The following is a 16319-nucleotide window of genomic DNA, read 5'->3' as shown; positions in this document are numbered from 1 at the left end:
GCCGCCGCTGGCGAAGAACGCCATCTTCGCCTTGCGACTGAGCGGCTGCAAGCCGGCGGTCTAGCCTGCGCCCCAGGCTGAGCCATAGACGGCGGCATAGACGGCACCCTAGGCTAGGCGCCCTAGGCTGAGCCCTTCCCTGCAGCCCTGGATTCGCCGTTATCATCGAGCCCCAGCAGGTGGGCCTGGATGGCCTGATGGACCGACGGCAACAGCACCTCCTGCTTGTCCATCAATTCGCGCACCAGCGCCGCTAGGCCGGGCAAGCCGACCTCACGTGCCTTGAGCCGGGCCATCCTGGCGCAGGTCTCCGGGCAGGCATCCTCGGGCAGGCGCACTCCCAGCGCCAACAGCCGATCACGAAAGTCACGACCGTCGATCAGCTCGGCAATCATCATGGTGGGTGACTCCTTGTTGCTGTGTCTTACGTTCAGATTAGGGCTTGTCTGAAAAGTGCCTGCGCTCGGTAATACGGCGTTAAAAATCGGATCAACATGCTCATTTACACCCCGTAAACTGCGCTGTCTCACCGATTTTTGCCTTGTCTAACCTTCGCTCGTCGACTTTTCGGACAGCGCCTAGGTGACCTGGGCCGGCTCGGCGCGACTCAAGCGACAGGCGGCATACTTGAACTCCGGAATCTTGCCGTAGGGGTCCAGCGCCGGATTGGTCAGCAGATTGACCGCCGCCTCCACATAGCAGAAGGGCACAAACACCATGCCGTCGGGCATGCCGTCGTCGAGCCGCGCCACCAGGGTGATGGCGCCACGCCGGGTGGTGATGGTCACCCGCTCTCCCGGGTGCACGCCCAGCCGGGTGAGCTCCCCCGCCGACAGGCTGGCCACCGCCTCGGGCTCCAGGTCGTCGAGCACCTGGGCCCGGCGGGTCATCGACCCGGTGTGCCAATGCTCAAGCTGGCGTCCGGTGGACAGCACCGTCGGGTAGTCACGGTCGATGGGTTCATCGGGCGGCAGCGGCAGCGCCGGCGAGAAGCGCGCCTTGCCGCTCGCCGTGGGGAAGGCCTCGGAGAACACCACGTCTTCGCCCGGCGCCCCTTCCGCCAGGCAGGGATAGGTGACCGCGCCTTCGCGCTCGAGTCGCTCCCAGTCGATATGGTTCAGCGAGGCCATCCCCTTCTGCATCTCGGCGTAGACCTCGCGCGGGTGGCCATAGTCCCAGTCGAGGCCGAAGCGCCGCGCCATCTCCTGGATGATCCACCAGTCCGGCCTCGCATCACCGGGCAGCGGCAGCGCCTGGCGCCCCAGCTGCACCTGACGGTTGGTGTTGGTCACGGTACCGTCCTTTTCCGGCCAGCTCGAGGCCGGCAGGATGACGTCGGCGAACTGCGCCGTCTCGGTGACGAACAGGTCCTGCACCACCAGATGTTCGAGGCTTGCCAGCGCACCACGAGCGTGGGTCAGGTCCGGGTCCGACATGGCCGGGTTCTCGCCCAGAATGTACATGCCGCGGATGGTGCCGGCGTGGATGGCGTCCATGATCTCGACCACGGTGAGGCCCGGCTCGGGATCCAGGGCGTCGCCGCTGCCGTCGCTGCTTGTGCCGGCGTTGCCCCAGAGTTCCTCGAAGGAGGCCCGCACCTGGGCGTCGGACACCGGCTGATAGTCCGGCAGCACCATCGGGATCAGGCCGGCGTCGGAGGCCCCCTGAACATTATTCTGGCCACGCAGCGGATGCAGGCCGGTGCCGGGGCGCCCGGTGTGACCACAGGCCAGTGCCAGCGAGATCAGGCAGCGGGCATTGTCGGTGCCGTGGGTATGCTGGGAGATCCCCATGCCCCAGAAGATCATCGCCCGTTCGGCGTTGGCGTATTCCCGCGCCGCCGCGCGGATCTCGTCGGCGGGCACGCCACAGGCCATGGCCACCGACTCCGGCGTCTGATCGCGCACCGATGCCTTGAGCCGCTCGAAGCCCTCGGTGTGCTCACGGATATAGGCCTCATCGAAGAGCTGCTCGTCGATGATGACGTTCAGCATGGCGTTGAACAGCGAGACGTCGGCCCCCGGGGTGAAGCGCAGTACCCGATGGGCATAGGCGCCCATGGCCTGGCCCCGTGGGTCGATGATGATGAACCGGGTGCCACCCTTGGCCGCCTGCTTGAAGAAGGTCGCCGCCACCGGATGATTGACCGCCGGATTGCAGCCGGTGAGGATCACCACGTCGGCGTTCAGCGCCTGCATGAAGGAGGCGGTCACCGCACCGGAGCCGATGCATTCCATCAGCGCCGCCACCGAGCTTGCGTGACACAGACGGGTGCAGTGGTCGACGTTGTTGGAGCCGAAGCCGGTGCGTACCAGCTTCTGGAACAGCCAGGCCTCCTCGTTGGAGCACTTGGCACTGCCGAAGCCTGCCAGCGCCCTGGGGCCGTGGTCGGCCTTGAGCCGGGTCAGGCCCCCGGCGGCCAGCGTCAGCGCCTCGTCCCAGTCGGCCTCGCGAAAATGGGTCAGTGGCCGGGCGGGATCGAAGCCCTCGTCCATGCCCTTGGGCACGCCCTCGCGCCGCACCAGCGGCCGGGTCAGCCGTGACGGGTGGCGGCCGTAGTCGAAGCCGAAGCGTCCCTTGACGCACAACCGCCCCTGGTTGGCCGGGCCGTCGCGGCCTTCCACGTAGAGGATGGCGTCATCCTTGACGTGGTAGGTCAACTGGCAGCCGACACCGCAGTAGGGACACACCGAGTCCACCTTGCGCTCGGCGCTGTCGCTGTTACCACGGCCCTGGGCATCGATCAGGCTGGTCGGCGACAGGGCGCCGGTGGGACAGGCCTGGACGCACTCGCCACAACCCACGCAGCTACTCTGGCCCATGGCGTCATCGAGGTCGAACACCACCTTGCTGGCGGCGCCGCGATGGGCCATGCCGATGACGTCATTGACCTGCACCTCACGACAGGCGCGCACGCACAGGGTGCAGTGGATACAGGCGTCCAGATTGACCGTCATCGCCGGATGGCTGGTGTCGTGGCCTGCTGTCGCGGAAGCACGGCGCCCCCCGCTCGCATCATCTGCGATCGGCGGGCACTGGCCGGGAAGGCGAGCGCCGGGCGCATGACGCACGACGTCGGGCCTGCGCCTGGGGTAGCGTGCGCGGGCGCGGGTGGCGTCCACCGCCAGGTGATCGGCCATCTGCCACAGCTGGCTTGCACGGTCCGGGCTATCGTCGCGCGGCGGCTGATCGCTGAGCAGCAGCTCCAGCACGCCCTCGCGGGCGACCCGGGCTCGCTCGGACGACTGGCTTCTGACCACCATCTCGGGGCGCGCCTCCCTCAGGCAGCTGGCGGCGAGCACCCGCTCGCCCTCGATCTCCACCATGCAGGCGCGGCAGTTGCCGTCGGCGCGGTAGCCGCTGGCGTCCTTGAAGCACAGGTGCGGGATGGTCTCCCCGGCACGCTTGGCCACCTGCCACAGGGTCTCGCCGGGCCAGGCGCTCACCTCGACACCATCCAGCGTCAGCGTGAAGGACTCGAGCGTCGAATCTTCAGCGACGTGGGAGACAAAAGCGTTCCGGGATCCGGTCATCAGCATGCTCCCTCAGCGGTATCGGTGACGATGATGTCGTGGCGCCCCAGGTCATCGCGGAAGTGGCGCAGCAGACTCAGCACCGGATTCGGCGCCGCCTGCCCCAGGCCACAGATCGAGGCGTCCTGCATCACCCGGGACAGTCGCTCCAGGTCCTCCACCACCCATTGATCGCGCTCGAGCAGGCTCAGCATCTTCTCGCTACCGACCCGACAGGGGGTGCACTGACCGCAGGATTCATCGGCGAAGAAGGCCAGCAGGTTGGTGGCCACCGCGCGCAGGTCGTCCTGGTCGGACAGCACGATCACCGCCGCCGAGCCGATAAAGCAGCCCTCGGCCTGGAGGGTGTCGAAGTCCAGTGCGATATCCGCCTTGGCAGCGGGCAGGATACCGCCGGAGGCGCCCCCCGGTAGATAGCCGGCCAGCTGATGGCCAGGCGCCATGCCGCCGCCGTACTCGTCGACCAGTTCGCGCAGGCTGATGCCGGCGGGTGCCAGATAGACACCAGGCCGTCGCACCCGCCCGGACAGCGAAAAACTGCGCAGGCCGCTGCGCTCGCGTCGGCCCTGACCGGCGTACATGGCCACCCCCTCGCGCCACAGCACCGGTATCCAGTACAGGGTCTCGACGTTGTTGACCAGCGTAGGTCGGCCGAACAGGCCCTTGTGGGCGACCAGCGGCGGACGATGCCTGGGCTTGCCAGGCTTGCCCTCCAGCGACTCGATCATCGCCGACTCTTCGCCGCAGATGTAGGCCCCGGCGCCACGCCTGAGGATAAGCTGGCCCGGCTGCGCAATACCGGCGTCTTCGAGCTCCTCGATGGCCTCGATCAGTACCCGGTGGACGCCGGGATACTCGTCGCGCAGGTAGATATAGACGCCTTCTGCCTCAACCGCCCAGCAGGCCACCAGGGCGCCCTCCAGCATCTGGTGGGGGGCGCGCTCCAGGTAGTAGCGATCCTTGAAGGTCCCCGGTTCACCTTCGTCGGCGTTGACCGCGCACCAGCGAGGACCGGGCTCGGCGCGAACGCTCTGCCACTTGCGATGGGTCGGGAAACCCGCGCCGCCAAGCCCCCGCAGGCCCGCGCGCTCGAGCATCGAGGTCAACTCATCGGCCGTCACCTGGCCTTCCCGGCAGCCGCGCAGCAGCTCGTAGCCGCCCTCTCGGCGATATTCATCGAGGTGCTGCCACAGCACCGCCTCGGGATGGATCTTGCCGGTTTCCACCAGCACCTCCACCGCCTGCGGGGTGGCGTGGCCCAGGTGGTGGTGCCCCACCTCGACCACCGGCGCCAGGTCGCAGCGGCCCATGCAGGGGGCGCGGGTGACACGCACCTGCTCGGGGTCGAGACCGCTGCTCAGGGCCTCGGCCAGACGCTCGGCCCCGGCCAGTTCACAGGACAGCGAGTCGCACACGCGCACCGTCAGTGCGGGTGGCGGCGCCTCGCCGTCATGCACCACATCGAAGTGAGCGTAAAAGGTCGCCGTCTCGTAGACCGCCGCCATGGGCAGCGTCATGTAGCTCGCAAGCGCCCTCAGCCAGTCAAGCGCCAGATGACCATTGGCGTCCTGGATAGCGTGCAGGTGCTCGATCAATAGATCGCGCCGCCGCAGCTCGGGGTGCTTGCGTTCATCGCCCAGCAACCGACGCAATGCCTCGAGGAGGTCGGGATCGGTCTGGCGCCCCTTGAGGGTCGCCCGGGTACGCCGGGATCGGCTGGCGTCGGAAGTCACGGTGGTATCGGGTTCGACGGTCATTGCTTGACTCTAGTTATGTCCATGTAAGGCAGCGGTGCGGACTTTGCCGGGTCGACGCGCCCTGCCACTGGCGGTCCCTGCCTTGATGCTGGCACCGCTTGGCGTCAGCGTCCATCGCCTTGTGGGCTACCTTGTTGACCGTGCCGGGCCCCGCCGGCAGGCAAGACACCCTCTGCCTCGAGCATCGACAGGATGGCGGCGGCCCCTTCTGTGGCCGAGACATCCTCGAGCACCCGACCACCGCCACCTTCGGCCTTGGCGGCGGCGGCCTTGAAGCGATCCCGGGCGCTGGTGGCGGTGACGATCTTGAGCCGCCTGGGGCGGGCGCGGGCCGGTATCAGCGGCCACTGCTCCACCGCCGGGTCCAGCACCACCTCTTCGCCTGACTCGACCAGACGCAGCTGACCACGCCGGGCCGGACCGAAGGCACTCTGGCGCGCGGCCGGTGCCGCACTGTCCACCCCCAGGATGGCCGGCAGGGTCACCGCCAGACGGCGTCGCTGTCCCTGCGGCAGCGCCTGCAGCACGATGGCCTGGAACAGCACGGTCTCCCCGTCGTGCTTCGCCTCGCCTGGCTCACCGTCCTCAGCGTGCCGCTGGCGACCCTCGATCGCTTCAATACGCTCGAGGGCCACCACCCCAGGGACCCAGGCCCAGCCGAGTTGTTCGGCCAGCACCATCGGCAGCATGCCGGTGCCCTCGCCCTGCTCGGCACGCATCCCGCACAGCACCAGGCGCGCTTGACGGTGGTGAGCGTCCCCCGCCGAAGGCGATGCCAGCGACGCCCGAAGTGGCGCCATGGCGTCCGCCGCCGCCGGTGCCTTGATCCAGCGAATGGCGTCCAGGCCCATCCCCAGATAGCCACGCAGCGCCGCTTCGGTGTCGTCGCCCTCCGGCCCCAGGTGCCAGGGAGTCAGCTCCACCTCGGGAGGGGTCGTCTTCTCGGTCTGCAACGCCTGTCTCAGCGACAGCGCCATTTCCAGCGCCCGGGCGTCGCCATCGGCACGCTGGGCGCGACCGGTCAGGCGATGGCGCCCCACCGACAGCAGCACATCCAGGCGAAGCGATGTGATGTCGCTAGCTTGCGGGTAGGTGGCGTCTGCGCTGGAGGCCTTGGCCTTGGCTTTGTTTTTGACACCGCCGTTGGCATCGGCACTGGCGCCGATCTTGGCCTCGCCATGGGGGGAGGAAGATTCAGGCAACATTCAGGGCCTCCTTCGGGGATGTTTCCGCTGGCGGGGACTCGTGGGTATCGCCACGCTCGCTATCAACTTTGCCTCCACGTTCCCCCCTGGCCTCGACCAGACGTACCAGTTCGGCGAGGATCTCGTCGCCATTACCAATCACCGACAGATCGGCCCGCTTGACCATATCGCAGCCGGCGTCGCGGTTGACGGCGATAACCTTGTCGCAGCGCTGGATCCCCTGCAGGTGCTGGATCGCCCCGCTGATCCCCACCGCCAGGTAGACCCGGGCGCTGACGAAGGTGCCGGTGGCCCCCACCTGGCGATGGCGTGGCATATGGCCGTCGTCCACCGCCACCCGGGAGGCGCCTTCGCTGGCGCCCAGCGCCTGGGCGGCCCGGTGAAAGCCGGGCCAGTCGCCAACGCCATTGCCGCCGGACAGGATAAAGGGCGCCTCGTGCAGGGCGATCTCGGCGGGGTCCACCGCCACCGCGCCAAGATCCTCGACCCTCATCTCAGGCGCGTGCGATGGCTCCAGGGCCATCGCTCTCGCCTCGTGGCGGGTCTCGACCACCGGCTCGGCGCACTCGGCCAGCGCCATCAGGATGCGCGGCAGCGGACGGGGCTGGTCCTCGCGCCCGGACCCGGTCCGACAGACGCAGGACCCGCCGGCATCGAGCCCGCCATCCGCCTCGACCCGCCATACTCCACAGGCGGGCCGCTCGCCCAGCCGTACCGCCAGCCTGCGCCCCAGATCGCCGCCATCCAGGGCGGTATCGGGAAACAGCCAATGGCGCGGCGCCAGCGCTTCATCCACTCGGGTACAGGCCGCCAGGCGTGCCTCGGGGGCGTAGCCCTGGACCACCGCCAAGCAGACCACCCGATCGGCCCCGGCTTCACCGAGCGCCTGCTTCAGCGCGGGTGGCGGCGAATCCCCGAACAGGATGGCCACCACGGCCAGTTCAGCTCCCTCTGGCTGCGAGCCGCTATCGGCCAGTCGACGGGCCAGGCCGAACAGATCGCGATCATGCTCGGTCAGCCTGCCGGACGCGGTATCCGGGACCACCGCGATCCAGCCCGCCGGGGCTTCCAACGTCACCGCGCGGCGCCGGTCACGGGCGGCCTGAACGTCTGCGGTCTGGGCGCGACCTGCAGGCGACGCGGAGGCTCCCGCCTGGACACCGCTGCGGTCGATACGCCGGCGACCGTTGGGGCCAATAAAGCCCACCGCGTGGGGGTTCCGGCGCAACCGTCCCTGGGGGCCCATCCACGCCGGCGGCGAGGTGGCGCCCTCCAAAGCGGCCAGTACCGACTGATGCTGCGGATGCAGGCGGTTGCGGGCGATCCAGTCTTGCCGGGGATCGCGACGCAGCCGAGCCGTCGCTACTGGGGTGCTTTCTCGCGTCGCTTCATCGGACGTGCTCATTGGCTCAGCTCCTCTACGTCACGGCCCACGCCTCGGTCCACGACCGGGTCCACGCCTCTTGCCACACCTCCTTTTGCGGCGACCGTCCTGTCGTGTGCTTGCGCCTTGCGCGCTTGGCGCTTGCCGGCAGGTGGCTCGATCAATGCCTCGGCCACCAGCTCGGCGATATCGCGCACCTGGGCGGTGGCATCGACCACCCCTTCGAGCATGGCGGTGCATTGGGGGCAGCCCACCGCTACCAGCTCGGCGCCGGCCTCGGCCACGTCGGCCATGCGCATGTCGGGAATCCTCCGCTCGCCGGGCACGTCGGTGATCGGGGCGCCGCCACCCCCACCGCAGCAGCGCGAACGGAAACCGGAGCGCTGCATCTCGGATAGCTCGATGCCGAGCGCCGCCAGCACCTGGCGCGGCGCCTCGTATTCGCCGTTGTAGCGCCCCAGATAGCAAGGGTCGTGGTAGGTGACACGGCCGCGCTGACGGGATTCGAGCGTGAGCCGTCCGTCGGCGATCAACTCCTGGATAAAGGTGCTGTGGTGGCGCACCCGGTAGTCGCCGCCGAAGGCGCCGTACTCGTTGCCGAGCACGTGGAAGCTGTGGGGGTCGCAGGTGACGATGGTCTGGAAGCGATAGTGTGAAAGCGTCGCCACGTTGGCCCGGGCCAGACGCTGAAAGGTCGCCTCGTCTCCCAGCCGGCGCGCCACGTCGCCGCTGTCACGTTCCTCGTTACCAAGCACGGCAAAGTCCACCGACGCCGCCCGCAGGATCTTGACCAGGGCACGCAGAGTACGCTGATTGCGCATGTCGAAGGCGCCGTCCCCCAGCCACAGCAGCACATCCACCTGGCCGTAGTCGCGCATCAGCGGGAGCGTCAGGTCGGCCGCCCAGTGCATGCGTGACCCAGGGGCAAAGCCGCCGGGATTGTCCGTGGCGATCAGATTGTCGAGCACCGCCGCGCCCTTGCCCGGGGTCTTGCCGCGCTCCAGGGTCAGGTGACGGCGCAGGTCGACGATGGCGTCCACGTGCTCGATCATCATCGGGCACTCTTCCACGCAGGCCCGGCAGGTGGTGCAGGACCACAGGGTATCGGCATCGAGCAAGGCGCCCCCCGCCTCGACGACGATGGGTCCAGCCGGCCGGCCCTGGTTCTGAGACTTGTCTTGACCTCTATCTTGAGTGAGCGGCCGGCCGGGATAGGGCGAACCGTGGTAGCTGTCGGCGCTGGCGCCGGTCATGCCCCGCACCATATCCTGGATCAGCTTCTTGGGATTGAGCGGCTGGCCGGCGGCGAAGGCCGGGCACACCGCCTCGCAGCGCCCGCACTGCACGCAGGCATCGAAGCCCAGGCGCTGGTTCCAGGTGAAGTCCTCGGGACACGCCACCCCCAGCGGCACCTCGGGGTCGTCCAGATCGAGCGCCTTGAGCCCGGTGGAGCGCGGCGTGCGTCCCTCGCGCTCGCTTGAGCGCGTGGAAAAGCGCTCTGCCCGGCGATGCCAGGCCAGGTGCAGCGCACCGGCGAAGGCGTGCTTCATCGGCCCGCCCCAGGTCATCCCCAGCATCATCTCGGCGAGTCCCAGCGCGAGCCCCAGCAGCAGCACGCCGGCAAGCGTCCAGCCGAGGATGCCGCCGAGCCAGCCTGGCGGCAGCAGCGAGGACAGCAGACTGACCAGTGCAACGCCGGCAAGGCTTGCCGAGAAAACCGTGAGGCTCCTGGGCAGGCGCATCCAGGGGCCACGTGACAGCCGCGCCGGCGGCGAGCGCCGCCGCCTGGCGACCAGCCTGGCACCGACCAGCATCAGCACGCTGGCGGCGAGCATCAGGCCTGTCAGGCCGAGCCTTAGCCCCGCCGGCATCGGCACCAGCAACACCAGCAGCATCAGCAGCGCAGCGGCGACGAAGCCTCCGGCGGTGGCCACGTGGGTGTGGGCGAAGGCCTTGTCCCGGGCCACCACATGATGCAGATCCACCAGATAGCGGCGCGGCATCGCCGCCAGGCCCGCCAACCAGGGCACCGGCGAGGGCCGCCCACGTCGCCAAAGGGTGAAGCGTCTGGCCCCACCCACCAGGGTCAGTGTCAGCACGGCCAGCACCAACACGGCCAGCAGGTCAGGAAGAACGGTTGCGGGCATCTTCTATCTCCTCTCGACGAGGGGCAGGCGGGCGGCGACTGGGCCGCCCTCGTGGCTCGCTCAAACGTCCTTGCACAGACGCAGGGCGTCATAGATGGCGGCGTGCACATTGCGTGGCGCCACCCCGTCGCCCAGTCGGAACAGCACGAAACCGGCGCTGCGATCTCCAGCGCTGCGACCTTCTGCGTCCAGGTGCGCCAGGCAGGGCTGCGGCCTGGCCGCGTAGAGCGCTTCCAGATCGACCTGACCGCGATTGAGCGAGGCCTCCTTCATCTCAAGGTAAAGCCGCTCGTCCGGGCGCACGCCGTTCTCCACCACGATCTGGTCGACCACGCGCTCCTCCTGCACCCCGCTGTACTCGTTCTCGAGCACCGCCACCAGCGACGCCCCCTCGCGGTAGACCTCGTGCAGCATCAGGTCCGAGGTCATGATGACCTCCTTCTCGTACAGGCTGCGGTAGTAGGTGGGGAAGGTGGTGCCCCCCACCGCGGCCCCGGGCTTGATATCGTCGGTGACGATCTCGACCCGGGCGCCCTTGTCGGCCAGAAAGTCGGCGGCGGATACCCCAGAGAACTCGCAGATGGAATCGAACACCAGCACGTTCTGGCCCGGTGCCACCTTGCCCGAGAGGATGTCCCAGGTGCTGACAACCAGGCTCTTTTCCGGGTCAGGGTCGAAGCCCCAGTCGGCGTACTGGTCGAGAAACGGCCGTCCGCCGGTGGCCAGCACCACCAGGTCGGGCCTCAGGTCATCGATGGTGGGTACATCGGCCCGGGTGCCGAGGCGCAGGTCCACCTTGAGCCGGGCAAGTTCGAGCTGATACCAACGGGTAATCCCGGCGATCTGGTCGCGACTCGGGGCCCTGGCCGCCAGGGTAATCTGGCCGCCCAGGCTGTCCTCGGCCTCGAACAGGGTCACCTCATGGCCGCGTTCGGCCAGCACCCGGGCGGCCTCCATGCCACCGGGGCCGCCACCCACCACCACCGCGCGACGCCTCGGGCCTTCGCTCTGGCTGATGACATGGGGCAAGCCCATGTACTCCCGCGATGTCGCCGCGTTCTGGATGCACAGCACGTCGAGGCCCTGGTACTGGCGATCGATGCAGTAGTTGGCGCCGACACACTGACGAATCTGGTCGACCTGGCCCATCTTGATCTTGGCGATCAGGTGGGGGTCGGCGATATGCGCCCGGGTCATCCCCACCAGGTCGACGTAGCCACCTTCGAGGATGCGGTTGGCCTGGGTCGGGTCCTTGATGTTCTGGGCGTGGATCACCGGCACGCTGACCACTTCCTTGATGCCCGCGGCCAGGTGCAGGAAAGGCTCCGGCGGATAGGACATGTTGGGAATGACGTTGGCCAGGGAATTGTGAGTGTCACAGCCGGAGCCGACCACGCCGAAGAAGTCCACCTTGCCGGTGGCGTCGTAGTAGGCGGCGATGGCCTTCATGTCGTCGTGTGTCAGGCCATCGGGGTGGAACTCGTCGCCGCAGATGCGCATGCCCACCACGAAGTCGTCGCCGACCTCGGCACGCACCGCCTTGAGCACCTCCAAGCCAAAGCGCATGCGGCCCTCGAAGGTGCCGCCCCAGGCGTCCTCGCGCTTGTTGACGCGGGGGCTCCAGAACTGGTCGATCAGGTGCTGGTGCACGGCGGACAGCTCGACCCCATCGAGACCGCCCTCCTTGGCCCGGCGAGCGGCCTGGGCGAAGTCACCGACGATGCGCCAGATTTCTTCCTCCTCTATGGTCTTGCAGGTGGAGCGATGGACCGGTTCGCGGATGCCCGAGGGCGACACCAGGGTGGGCCAGTCGTGGCCATCCCAGCGCGAACGACGCCCCATATGGGTAATCTGGATCATGATCTTGCCGCCGTGGCAGTGCACCGCCTCGGCCAGATTCTGAAAGTGCGGGATGATGCGGTCGGTGGACAGGTTGACTGAGCTCCACCAGGCCTGGGGGCTGTCGATGGAGACCACCGAGGAGCCGCCGCAGATGCATAGCCCGCAGCCGCCCTTGGCCTTCTCCTCGTAGTAGCGCACGTAGCGCTCCGTGGTCATGCCACCGTCGGTGGCGTGGACCTCGGCGTGGGCGGTGCTGACCACACGATTGCGAATGGTCTGACTGCCGATGGTGATCGGCTCGAAGATCGCGTCAAAGGCCATGGGGAAACTCCTCTGCCCGGACGAAGGTGGAACCACGACAGACGCCTTGGCCCGAGGTGGTCGCTGACTGGGGTCGCTGGCTAAGCTCGCCGAATCGACGAGATAGCGCAGCTCAGCGAGGCACGGTGGCGAGCGGCTGGACCTCGAAGCGGCCCACCTCGCAGCCTGGCTCGGCGGCGCTCTGGGTCTGCTCGGCACGGGTACGCAGCCCCGACCCCGAGGCCGCCATGATCTGGTCCATGGCACCGGCGAACCAGCCGGTGAACATGTACTCGACCCGGTAGCCGACCTTGCCCAGCTGGTAGACGAAGGCGCTGTGTTCCAAGCGCACCCGGGCAGTCCCCGCCTCCAGGTCGATGGCCTCGGTAATGAAGCGGCCCCAGCCTCGCTGGGACAGACGCGTCATGTAGTGCTCGAACACCGCCTCGCCGGCCAGACCGTGCAACTCGGCCTCCTTTTCGCACCAGTGCCAGGCGCTCTTGTAGCCGGCGTGGTAGAGAATCTCGGCGTAGGCCTCGACGCCCAGCGCCTGCTCCACGGCGATATGGTTGTTGATAAAGAAGTGTCGCGGCACATACAGCATCGGCAGGGCGTCGGTGGTCCAGACACCGGTCTCGACGTCCACCTCTATGGGCAGTTCAGGCGCCATCTTGGTCACGGTCGACTCCTTGGCAGGCGGTATTGTTGTGGTGGTTATGTGCTATTCGCCCCAGACATCGGCCAGCACCCGTACCCAGTTCTCGCCCATGATCTTGCGCACCTGGGCCTCGCTGAGGCCGTGGCGCAGTAGCGCCTCGGTGAGGTTGCCGAACTCGCCGATGGTGCGAATGCCCTTGGGGTTGATGATCTCGCCAAAGGAGGTCAGGCGACGGGCGTAGCCCTTGTCGTGGGTCAGCCACTCGAAGAAGGCCTGGTCGTGGCCCTGGGTGAAGTCGGTGCCGATACCGATGGCGTCTTCGCCGACGATGTTCATCACGTAGACGATGGCCTCGACGTAGTCGTCGATGGTGGCGTTGACCCCGGCCCGCAGGAAGGGGGTGAACATGGTCACGCCGACGAAGCCGCCGTGGTCGGCGATAAACTTGAGCTCCTCGTCGGACTTGTTGCGCGGATGTTCCTTGAGCCCGGAGGGCAGGCAGTGGGAATAACAGACCGGCCTGGACGACTCGAGGATCACTTCGCGCGAGGTGTTGGCGCCAACGTGAGACAGGTCACACATCACCCCGACCCGGTTCATCTCGGCGACGATCTCGCGACCGAAGCCGGACAGGCCACCGTCGCGCTCGTAGCAGCCGGTGCCCACCAGGTTCTGGGTGTTGTAGCAGAGCTGGACGATACCGACGCCGAGCTTCTTGAAGATCTCGACGTAGCCGATCTGGTCCTCGAAGGCATGGGCATTCTGAAAGCCGAAGATGATGCCGGTCTTGTCTTCCTGCTTGGCACGCCGGATGTCCGCGGTGGTGCGCACCGGCAGCACCAGGTCGCTGCACTCTTCCATCAGCGCGTTGGTGGCCACGATATTGTCCACCGTGGCCTGGAACCCCTCCCACACCGACACGGTGCAGTTGGCCGCCGACAGCCCACCACGGCGCATGTCTTCGAGGAGTTCACGGCTCCACTTGGCGATGATCAGACCGTCGATCACCGTGGCCTCGCGGTGAAGCGCCCGGGCGTCGATGGCACCAGTTTCGGTTTGCGTCAGAGGGGAGTTCATCGCTGTTGTCCTTACCCGCTTCAGGGAGAGCGCCAGCAGCAGAACGCTGGCGTTGTGCGGGCAGGATAGCGCCGCCCCGGGGGGCCACGACGCCTGATTGCGACGACGAGAATTCCAAAAGCGTCACCGCCGTTCCGGCAGCGACAAAAGGCACCCGTGGGCAAAGGAAAGAAGCGAAACGACGCGCCTCAAAACACCGCGAAGACGTGCCGGAAGCAAAGGGGCGAAGGGAAAAAGAAGCGAATGGACAGAACCCAAAGGATCAAGGACTGCGACGCCTGCCGGCTACAGCTTCTCCAGGTAGCCAAGCCCCAGGTTATTCATCTGTCGCTGAATCCAGGCGGCGTGACGGGCGGTGCGCGGCCCCGGGTGCGAGGCGCTGCGCTCTCGCGGGTTGGGCAGCACCGCCGCCAGGCGGGCCGCCTGGGCGGCGCTCAACTGATCGGCACCGACGCCGAAGTAGTGGCGACTGGCGGCCTCCAGGCCAAAGACCCCCCGGTCGAATTCGACGATATTGAGATAGACCTCGAGGATGCGCTCCTTGGGCCACAGCAGTTCCATCAGGGTGGCGAACCAAGCCTCGAACACCTTGCGCACATAGTCTCGCCCGGTCCACAGAAACAGGTTCTTGGCGGTCTGCTGGGTAATGGTGCTGGCCCCGCGCAGCGAGCCTCCGTTCATGGCGGACTCGATTGCGCGCTTCAACTCCACCAGGTCGAAGCCGTGATGATCGGGGAAGCGCTGGTCTTCCGCCGCGATTACCGCCAGCTTGGCGTTGTCGGATAGTTCGTCCCAGGGACGCCAGCGCTGCTGGATGTCCAGCGGCTCGCCGGAGAACCAGGACGAGACCTCGCGCTCCAGCATCACCATGGAGCCGAACACCGGCACCACGCGAAACACCAGCACCAGCACCACTGACCCCAGCGCAAAGGCAAGGGTGGCGCGTAGCAGAAGTCGGCTGAGAGGGCGCCACCAGTTGCGCATGCATCGGGCTCGGTTGGAATCGATCCGGGGAGTATATCAAGGCCTTGGGTGGGGCGGGCAATCGCCGCTGTCAGCATTTTACCGGTGTGGCCAAAGGCTCTTCTGCCGATATCTGGCGTCCAGGCATGCCGAAGCCTGGTCCCTGGCTTCGTCCAGCAAATTCAGCCAGCGAAGGCGCATTGTTCAACACGCTCTTCGCTACTTGGGCAACACCTTGAAGCTGCCGTAGGTCGGCTCCCCGCGCGCTTCTTCCAACGCCGACAGCGCCCGGGACACCGGTTCGTCAGGGGCGGCCGCCAGCAGCGGGGATACGGTGCTACCGGCCACCACCGGTGAGAAGGCGCTCCAGCCCAGGCGTTCCTCCCGCGGCGGCAGGCCGAAGCACTCGCGGTAGCACTTGGAGAAGTGCGGGGTGGAGACGAAGCCACAGGCGGCGGCGATATCGATGATCGACATCGAGGTCTGCTTCAACAGCTGACGCGCGCGATTGAGCCGCAGGCGCATGTAATAGCGCGACGGCGAGCAGTGCAGGTTGCGCTGGAACAGCCGTTCCAGCTGGCGCCGCGACAAGCTGACATAGCGGGCCAGTTCGTCCAGGTCGATGGGCTCTTCAAGGTTGTTCTCCATCAGCGCGACGATCTCCTGCAGTCGCGGCTGGGTGGTGCCGAGCATATGCTTGAGCGGCACCCGCTGCTGGTCCTGCTCGCCACGCACCCGATCGCACACGAACATGTCGGAAATGCCCGCCGCCAGCTCGCGCCCATGGTCACGCCCGATCAGCGTCAGCATCATGTCCAGCGGCGCCGTGCCGCCGGAGCAGGTGAAGCGGTCCCGGTCCATGGCAAACAGCTTCGAGGTCAGGCCGATGCCCGGGTAGGCCTCCTGCAGCGCTGCCTGGCATTCCCAATGGGTGCTGACCTCATAACCCTCGAGCAGCCCGGCCCGGGCCAGCGCCCAGGCGCCGGTACACACCGAGCCAAATCGCTTGAGATGGCGCGCCTGGGCCTTCAGCCAGCTGACGTGGCCCTGGTGCACATGGCGGGTCGGCGCCACGCCGCCGCAGACCACGACCATGTCCAGCGACAGCGGCACCGTGATCGACGAGTCCGGCGTCACGGTCAGGCCGTCGCTGGCCTGAAGCGGCGCACCATCCAGGCTCAGGGTGAACCAGCGATAGAGTTCCTGGCCCGATAACTGGTTGGCCATGCGCAGCGGCTCGATGGCCGAGGCCAGCGAGATCAGGGTGAAATGCTCGAGCAGCAGAAAACCTACGGTCTGTGGCCCCTCGGGCCGGCTGGGCAGGGTCATGGTCATCTTCTCCACAGCGTCGGCCTCCTCGTCGCAAGCCACGAGGTACCGTCACGTCCATTTGTTGTTATCGCGACGTCGTAAACGGAACAGGACTCGCGCATGGTGTCGACACCCTCGACGT

Annotated in this window: 11 protein-coding genes; all 11 read right to left on the bottom strand. The window is 67.4% G+C overall.

The features are described from left to right. Positions 1 to 122: 122 nt before the first annotated feature. On the bottom strand, positions 123 to 398 hold the full coding sequence (locus C6W88_RS02475; protein WP_045990997.1) for a hypothetical protein: 276 nt from the start codon (positions 396 to 398) through the stop codon (positions 123 to 125). Positions 399 to 578: 180 nt separating this feature from the next. Continuing rightward, positions 579 to 3533, bottom strand: coding sequence for a formate dehydrogenase subunit alpha (gene fdhF, locus C6W88_RS02470; protein WP_108131350.1), 2955 nt, complete (start codon positions 3531 to 3533; stop codon positions 579 to 581). Beyond that, entirely contained in the window at positions 3533 to 5290 is a 1758-nt protein-coding gene (locus tag C6W88_RS02465; protein ID WP_181248572.1) for an NADH-ubiquinone oxidoreductase-F iron-sulfur binding region domain-containing protein, read from the bottom strand. The genes fdhF and C6W88_RS02465 overlap by 1 nt, the downstream gene beginning before the upstream one ends. A 104-nt stretch (positions 5291 to 5394) precedes the next feature. After that, on the bottom strand, positions 5395 to 6495 hold the full coding sequence (locus tag C6W88_RS02460; protein ID WP_231498453.1) for an electron transfer flavoprotein subunit beta: 1101 nt from the start codon (positions 6493 to 6495) through the stop codon (positions 5395 to 5397). Further along, positions 6485 to 7900 (bottom strand): electron transfer flavoprotein subunit alpha/FixB family protein, encoded by a 1416-nt coding sequence (locus C6W88_RS02455; RefSeq protein WP_108131349.1) that lies wholly within the window; start codon positions 7898 to 7900, stop codon positions 6485 to 6487. Before C6W88_RS02455 ends, C6W88_RS02460 begins: the two co-directional genes overlap by 11 nt. Beyond that, entirely contained in the window at positions 7897 to 10026 is a 2130-nt protein-coding gene (locus tag C6W88_RS02450) for a DUF3483 domain-containing protein (RefSeq protein WP_108131348.1), read from the bottom strand. The genes C6W88_RS02455 and C6W88_RS02450 overlap by 4 nt, the downstream gene beginning before the upstream one ends. Positions 10027 to 10086: 60 nt before the next feature. Beyond that, the gene (locus C6W88_RS02445) at positions 10087 to 12189 is read right to left on the bottom strand and encodes an NADH:flavin oxidoreductase (RefSeq protein ID WP_108131347.1); all 2103 of its coding nucleotides are present in this window, start codon (positions 12187 to 12189) and stop codon (positions 10087 to 10089) included. Between the two features lie 112 nt (positions 12190 to 12301). Next, positions 12302 to 12847, bottom strand: coding sequence for a 4-vinyl reductase (locus tag C6W88_RS02440; protein ID WP_108131346.1), 546 nt, complete (start codon positions 12845 to 12847; stop codon positions 12302 to 12304). A 42-nt stretch (positions 12848 to 12889) separates the two neighbouring features. Beyond that, on the bottom strand, positions 12890 to 13903 hold the full coding sequence (locus tag C6W88_RS02435; RefSeq protein ID WP_045994977.1) for a dipeptidase: 1014 nt from the start codon (positions 13901 to 13903) through the stop codon (positions 12890 to 12892). A gap of 285 nt (positions 13904 to 14188) precedes the next feature. Continuing rightward, positions 14189 to 14887, bottom strand: coding sequence for a monofunctional biosynthetic peptidoglycan transglycosylase (gene mtgA / locus C6W88_RS02430; RefSeq protein WP_045994978.1), 699 nt, complete (start codon positions 14885 to 14887; stop codon positions 14189 to 14191). Positions 14888 to 15085: 198 nt separating this feature from the next. Beyond that, a complete protein-coding gene (gene gbdR / locus C6W88_RS02425) occupies positions 15086 to 16201 on the bottom strand; it encodes a choline metabolism transcriptional regulator GbdR (RefSeq protein WP_045994991.1) in 1116 nt (371 codons plus the stop codon). Positions 16202 to 16319: the final 118 nt, after the last annotated feature.

Source organism: Halomonas litopenaei, from assembly GCF_003045775.1.
GTDB lineage: Bacteria > Pseudomonadota > Gammaproteobacteria > Pseudomonadales > Halomonadaceae > Halomonas > Halomonas litopenaei.
This window is presented reverse-complemented; position numbering and strand designations above follow the sequence as displayed.

Excerpts from the sequence above, each read along its gene's own strand:
- gbdR (WP_045994991.1), bottom strand. The coding sequence starts at position 16,201 with ATGACCATGACCCTGCCCAGCCGGCCCGAGGGGCCACAGACCGTAGGT.
- C6W88_RS02435 (WP_045994977.1), bottom strand. The coding sequence starts at position 13,903 with ATGAACTCCCCTCTGACGCAAACCGAAACTGGTGCCATCGACGCCCGG.
- C6W88_RS02460 (WP_231498453.1), bottom strand. The coding sequence starts at position 6,495 with ATGTTGCCTGAATCTTCCTCCCCCCATGGCGAGGCCAAGATCGGCGCC.
- C6W88_RS02450 (WP_108131348.1), bottom strand. The coding sequence starts at position 10,026 with ATGCCCGCAACCGTTCTTCCTGACCTGCTGGCCGTGTTGGTGCTGGCC.
- C6W88_RS02445 (WP_108131347.1), bottom strand. The coding sequence starts at position 12,189 with ATGGCCTTTGACGCGATCTTCGAGCCGATCACCATCGGCAGTCAGACC.
- fdhF (WP_108131350.1), bottom strand. The coding sequence starts at position 3,533 with ATGACCGGATCCCGGAACGCTTTTGTCTCCCACGTCGCTGAAGATTCG.
- C6W88_RS02475 (WP_045990997.1), bottom strand. The coding sequence starts at position 398 with ATGATGATTGCCGAGCTGATCGACGGTCGTGACTTTCGTGATCGGCTG.
- C6W88_RS02465 (WP_181248572.1), bottom strand. The coding sequence starts at position 5,290 with ATGACCGTCGAACCCGATACCACCGTGACTTCCGACGCCAGCCGATCC.
- mtgA (WP_045994978.1), bottom strand. The coding sequence starts at position 14,887 with ATGCGCAACTGGTGGCGCCCTCTCAGCCGACTTCTGCTACGCGCCACC.
- C6W88_RS02455 (WP_108131349.1), bottom strand. The coding sequence starts at position 7,900 with ATGAGCACGTCCGATGAAGCGACGCGAGAAAGCACCCCAGTAGCGACG.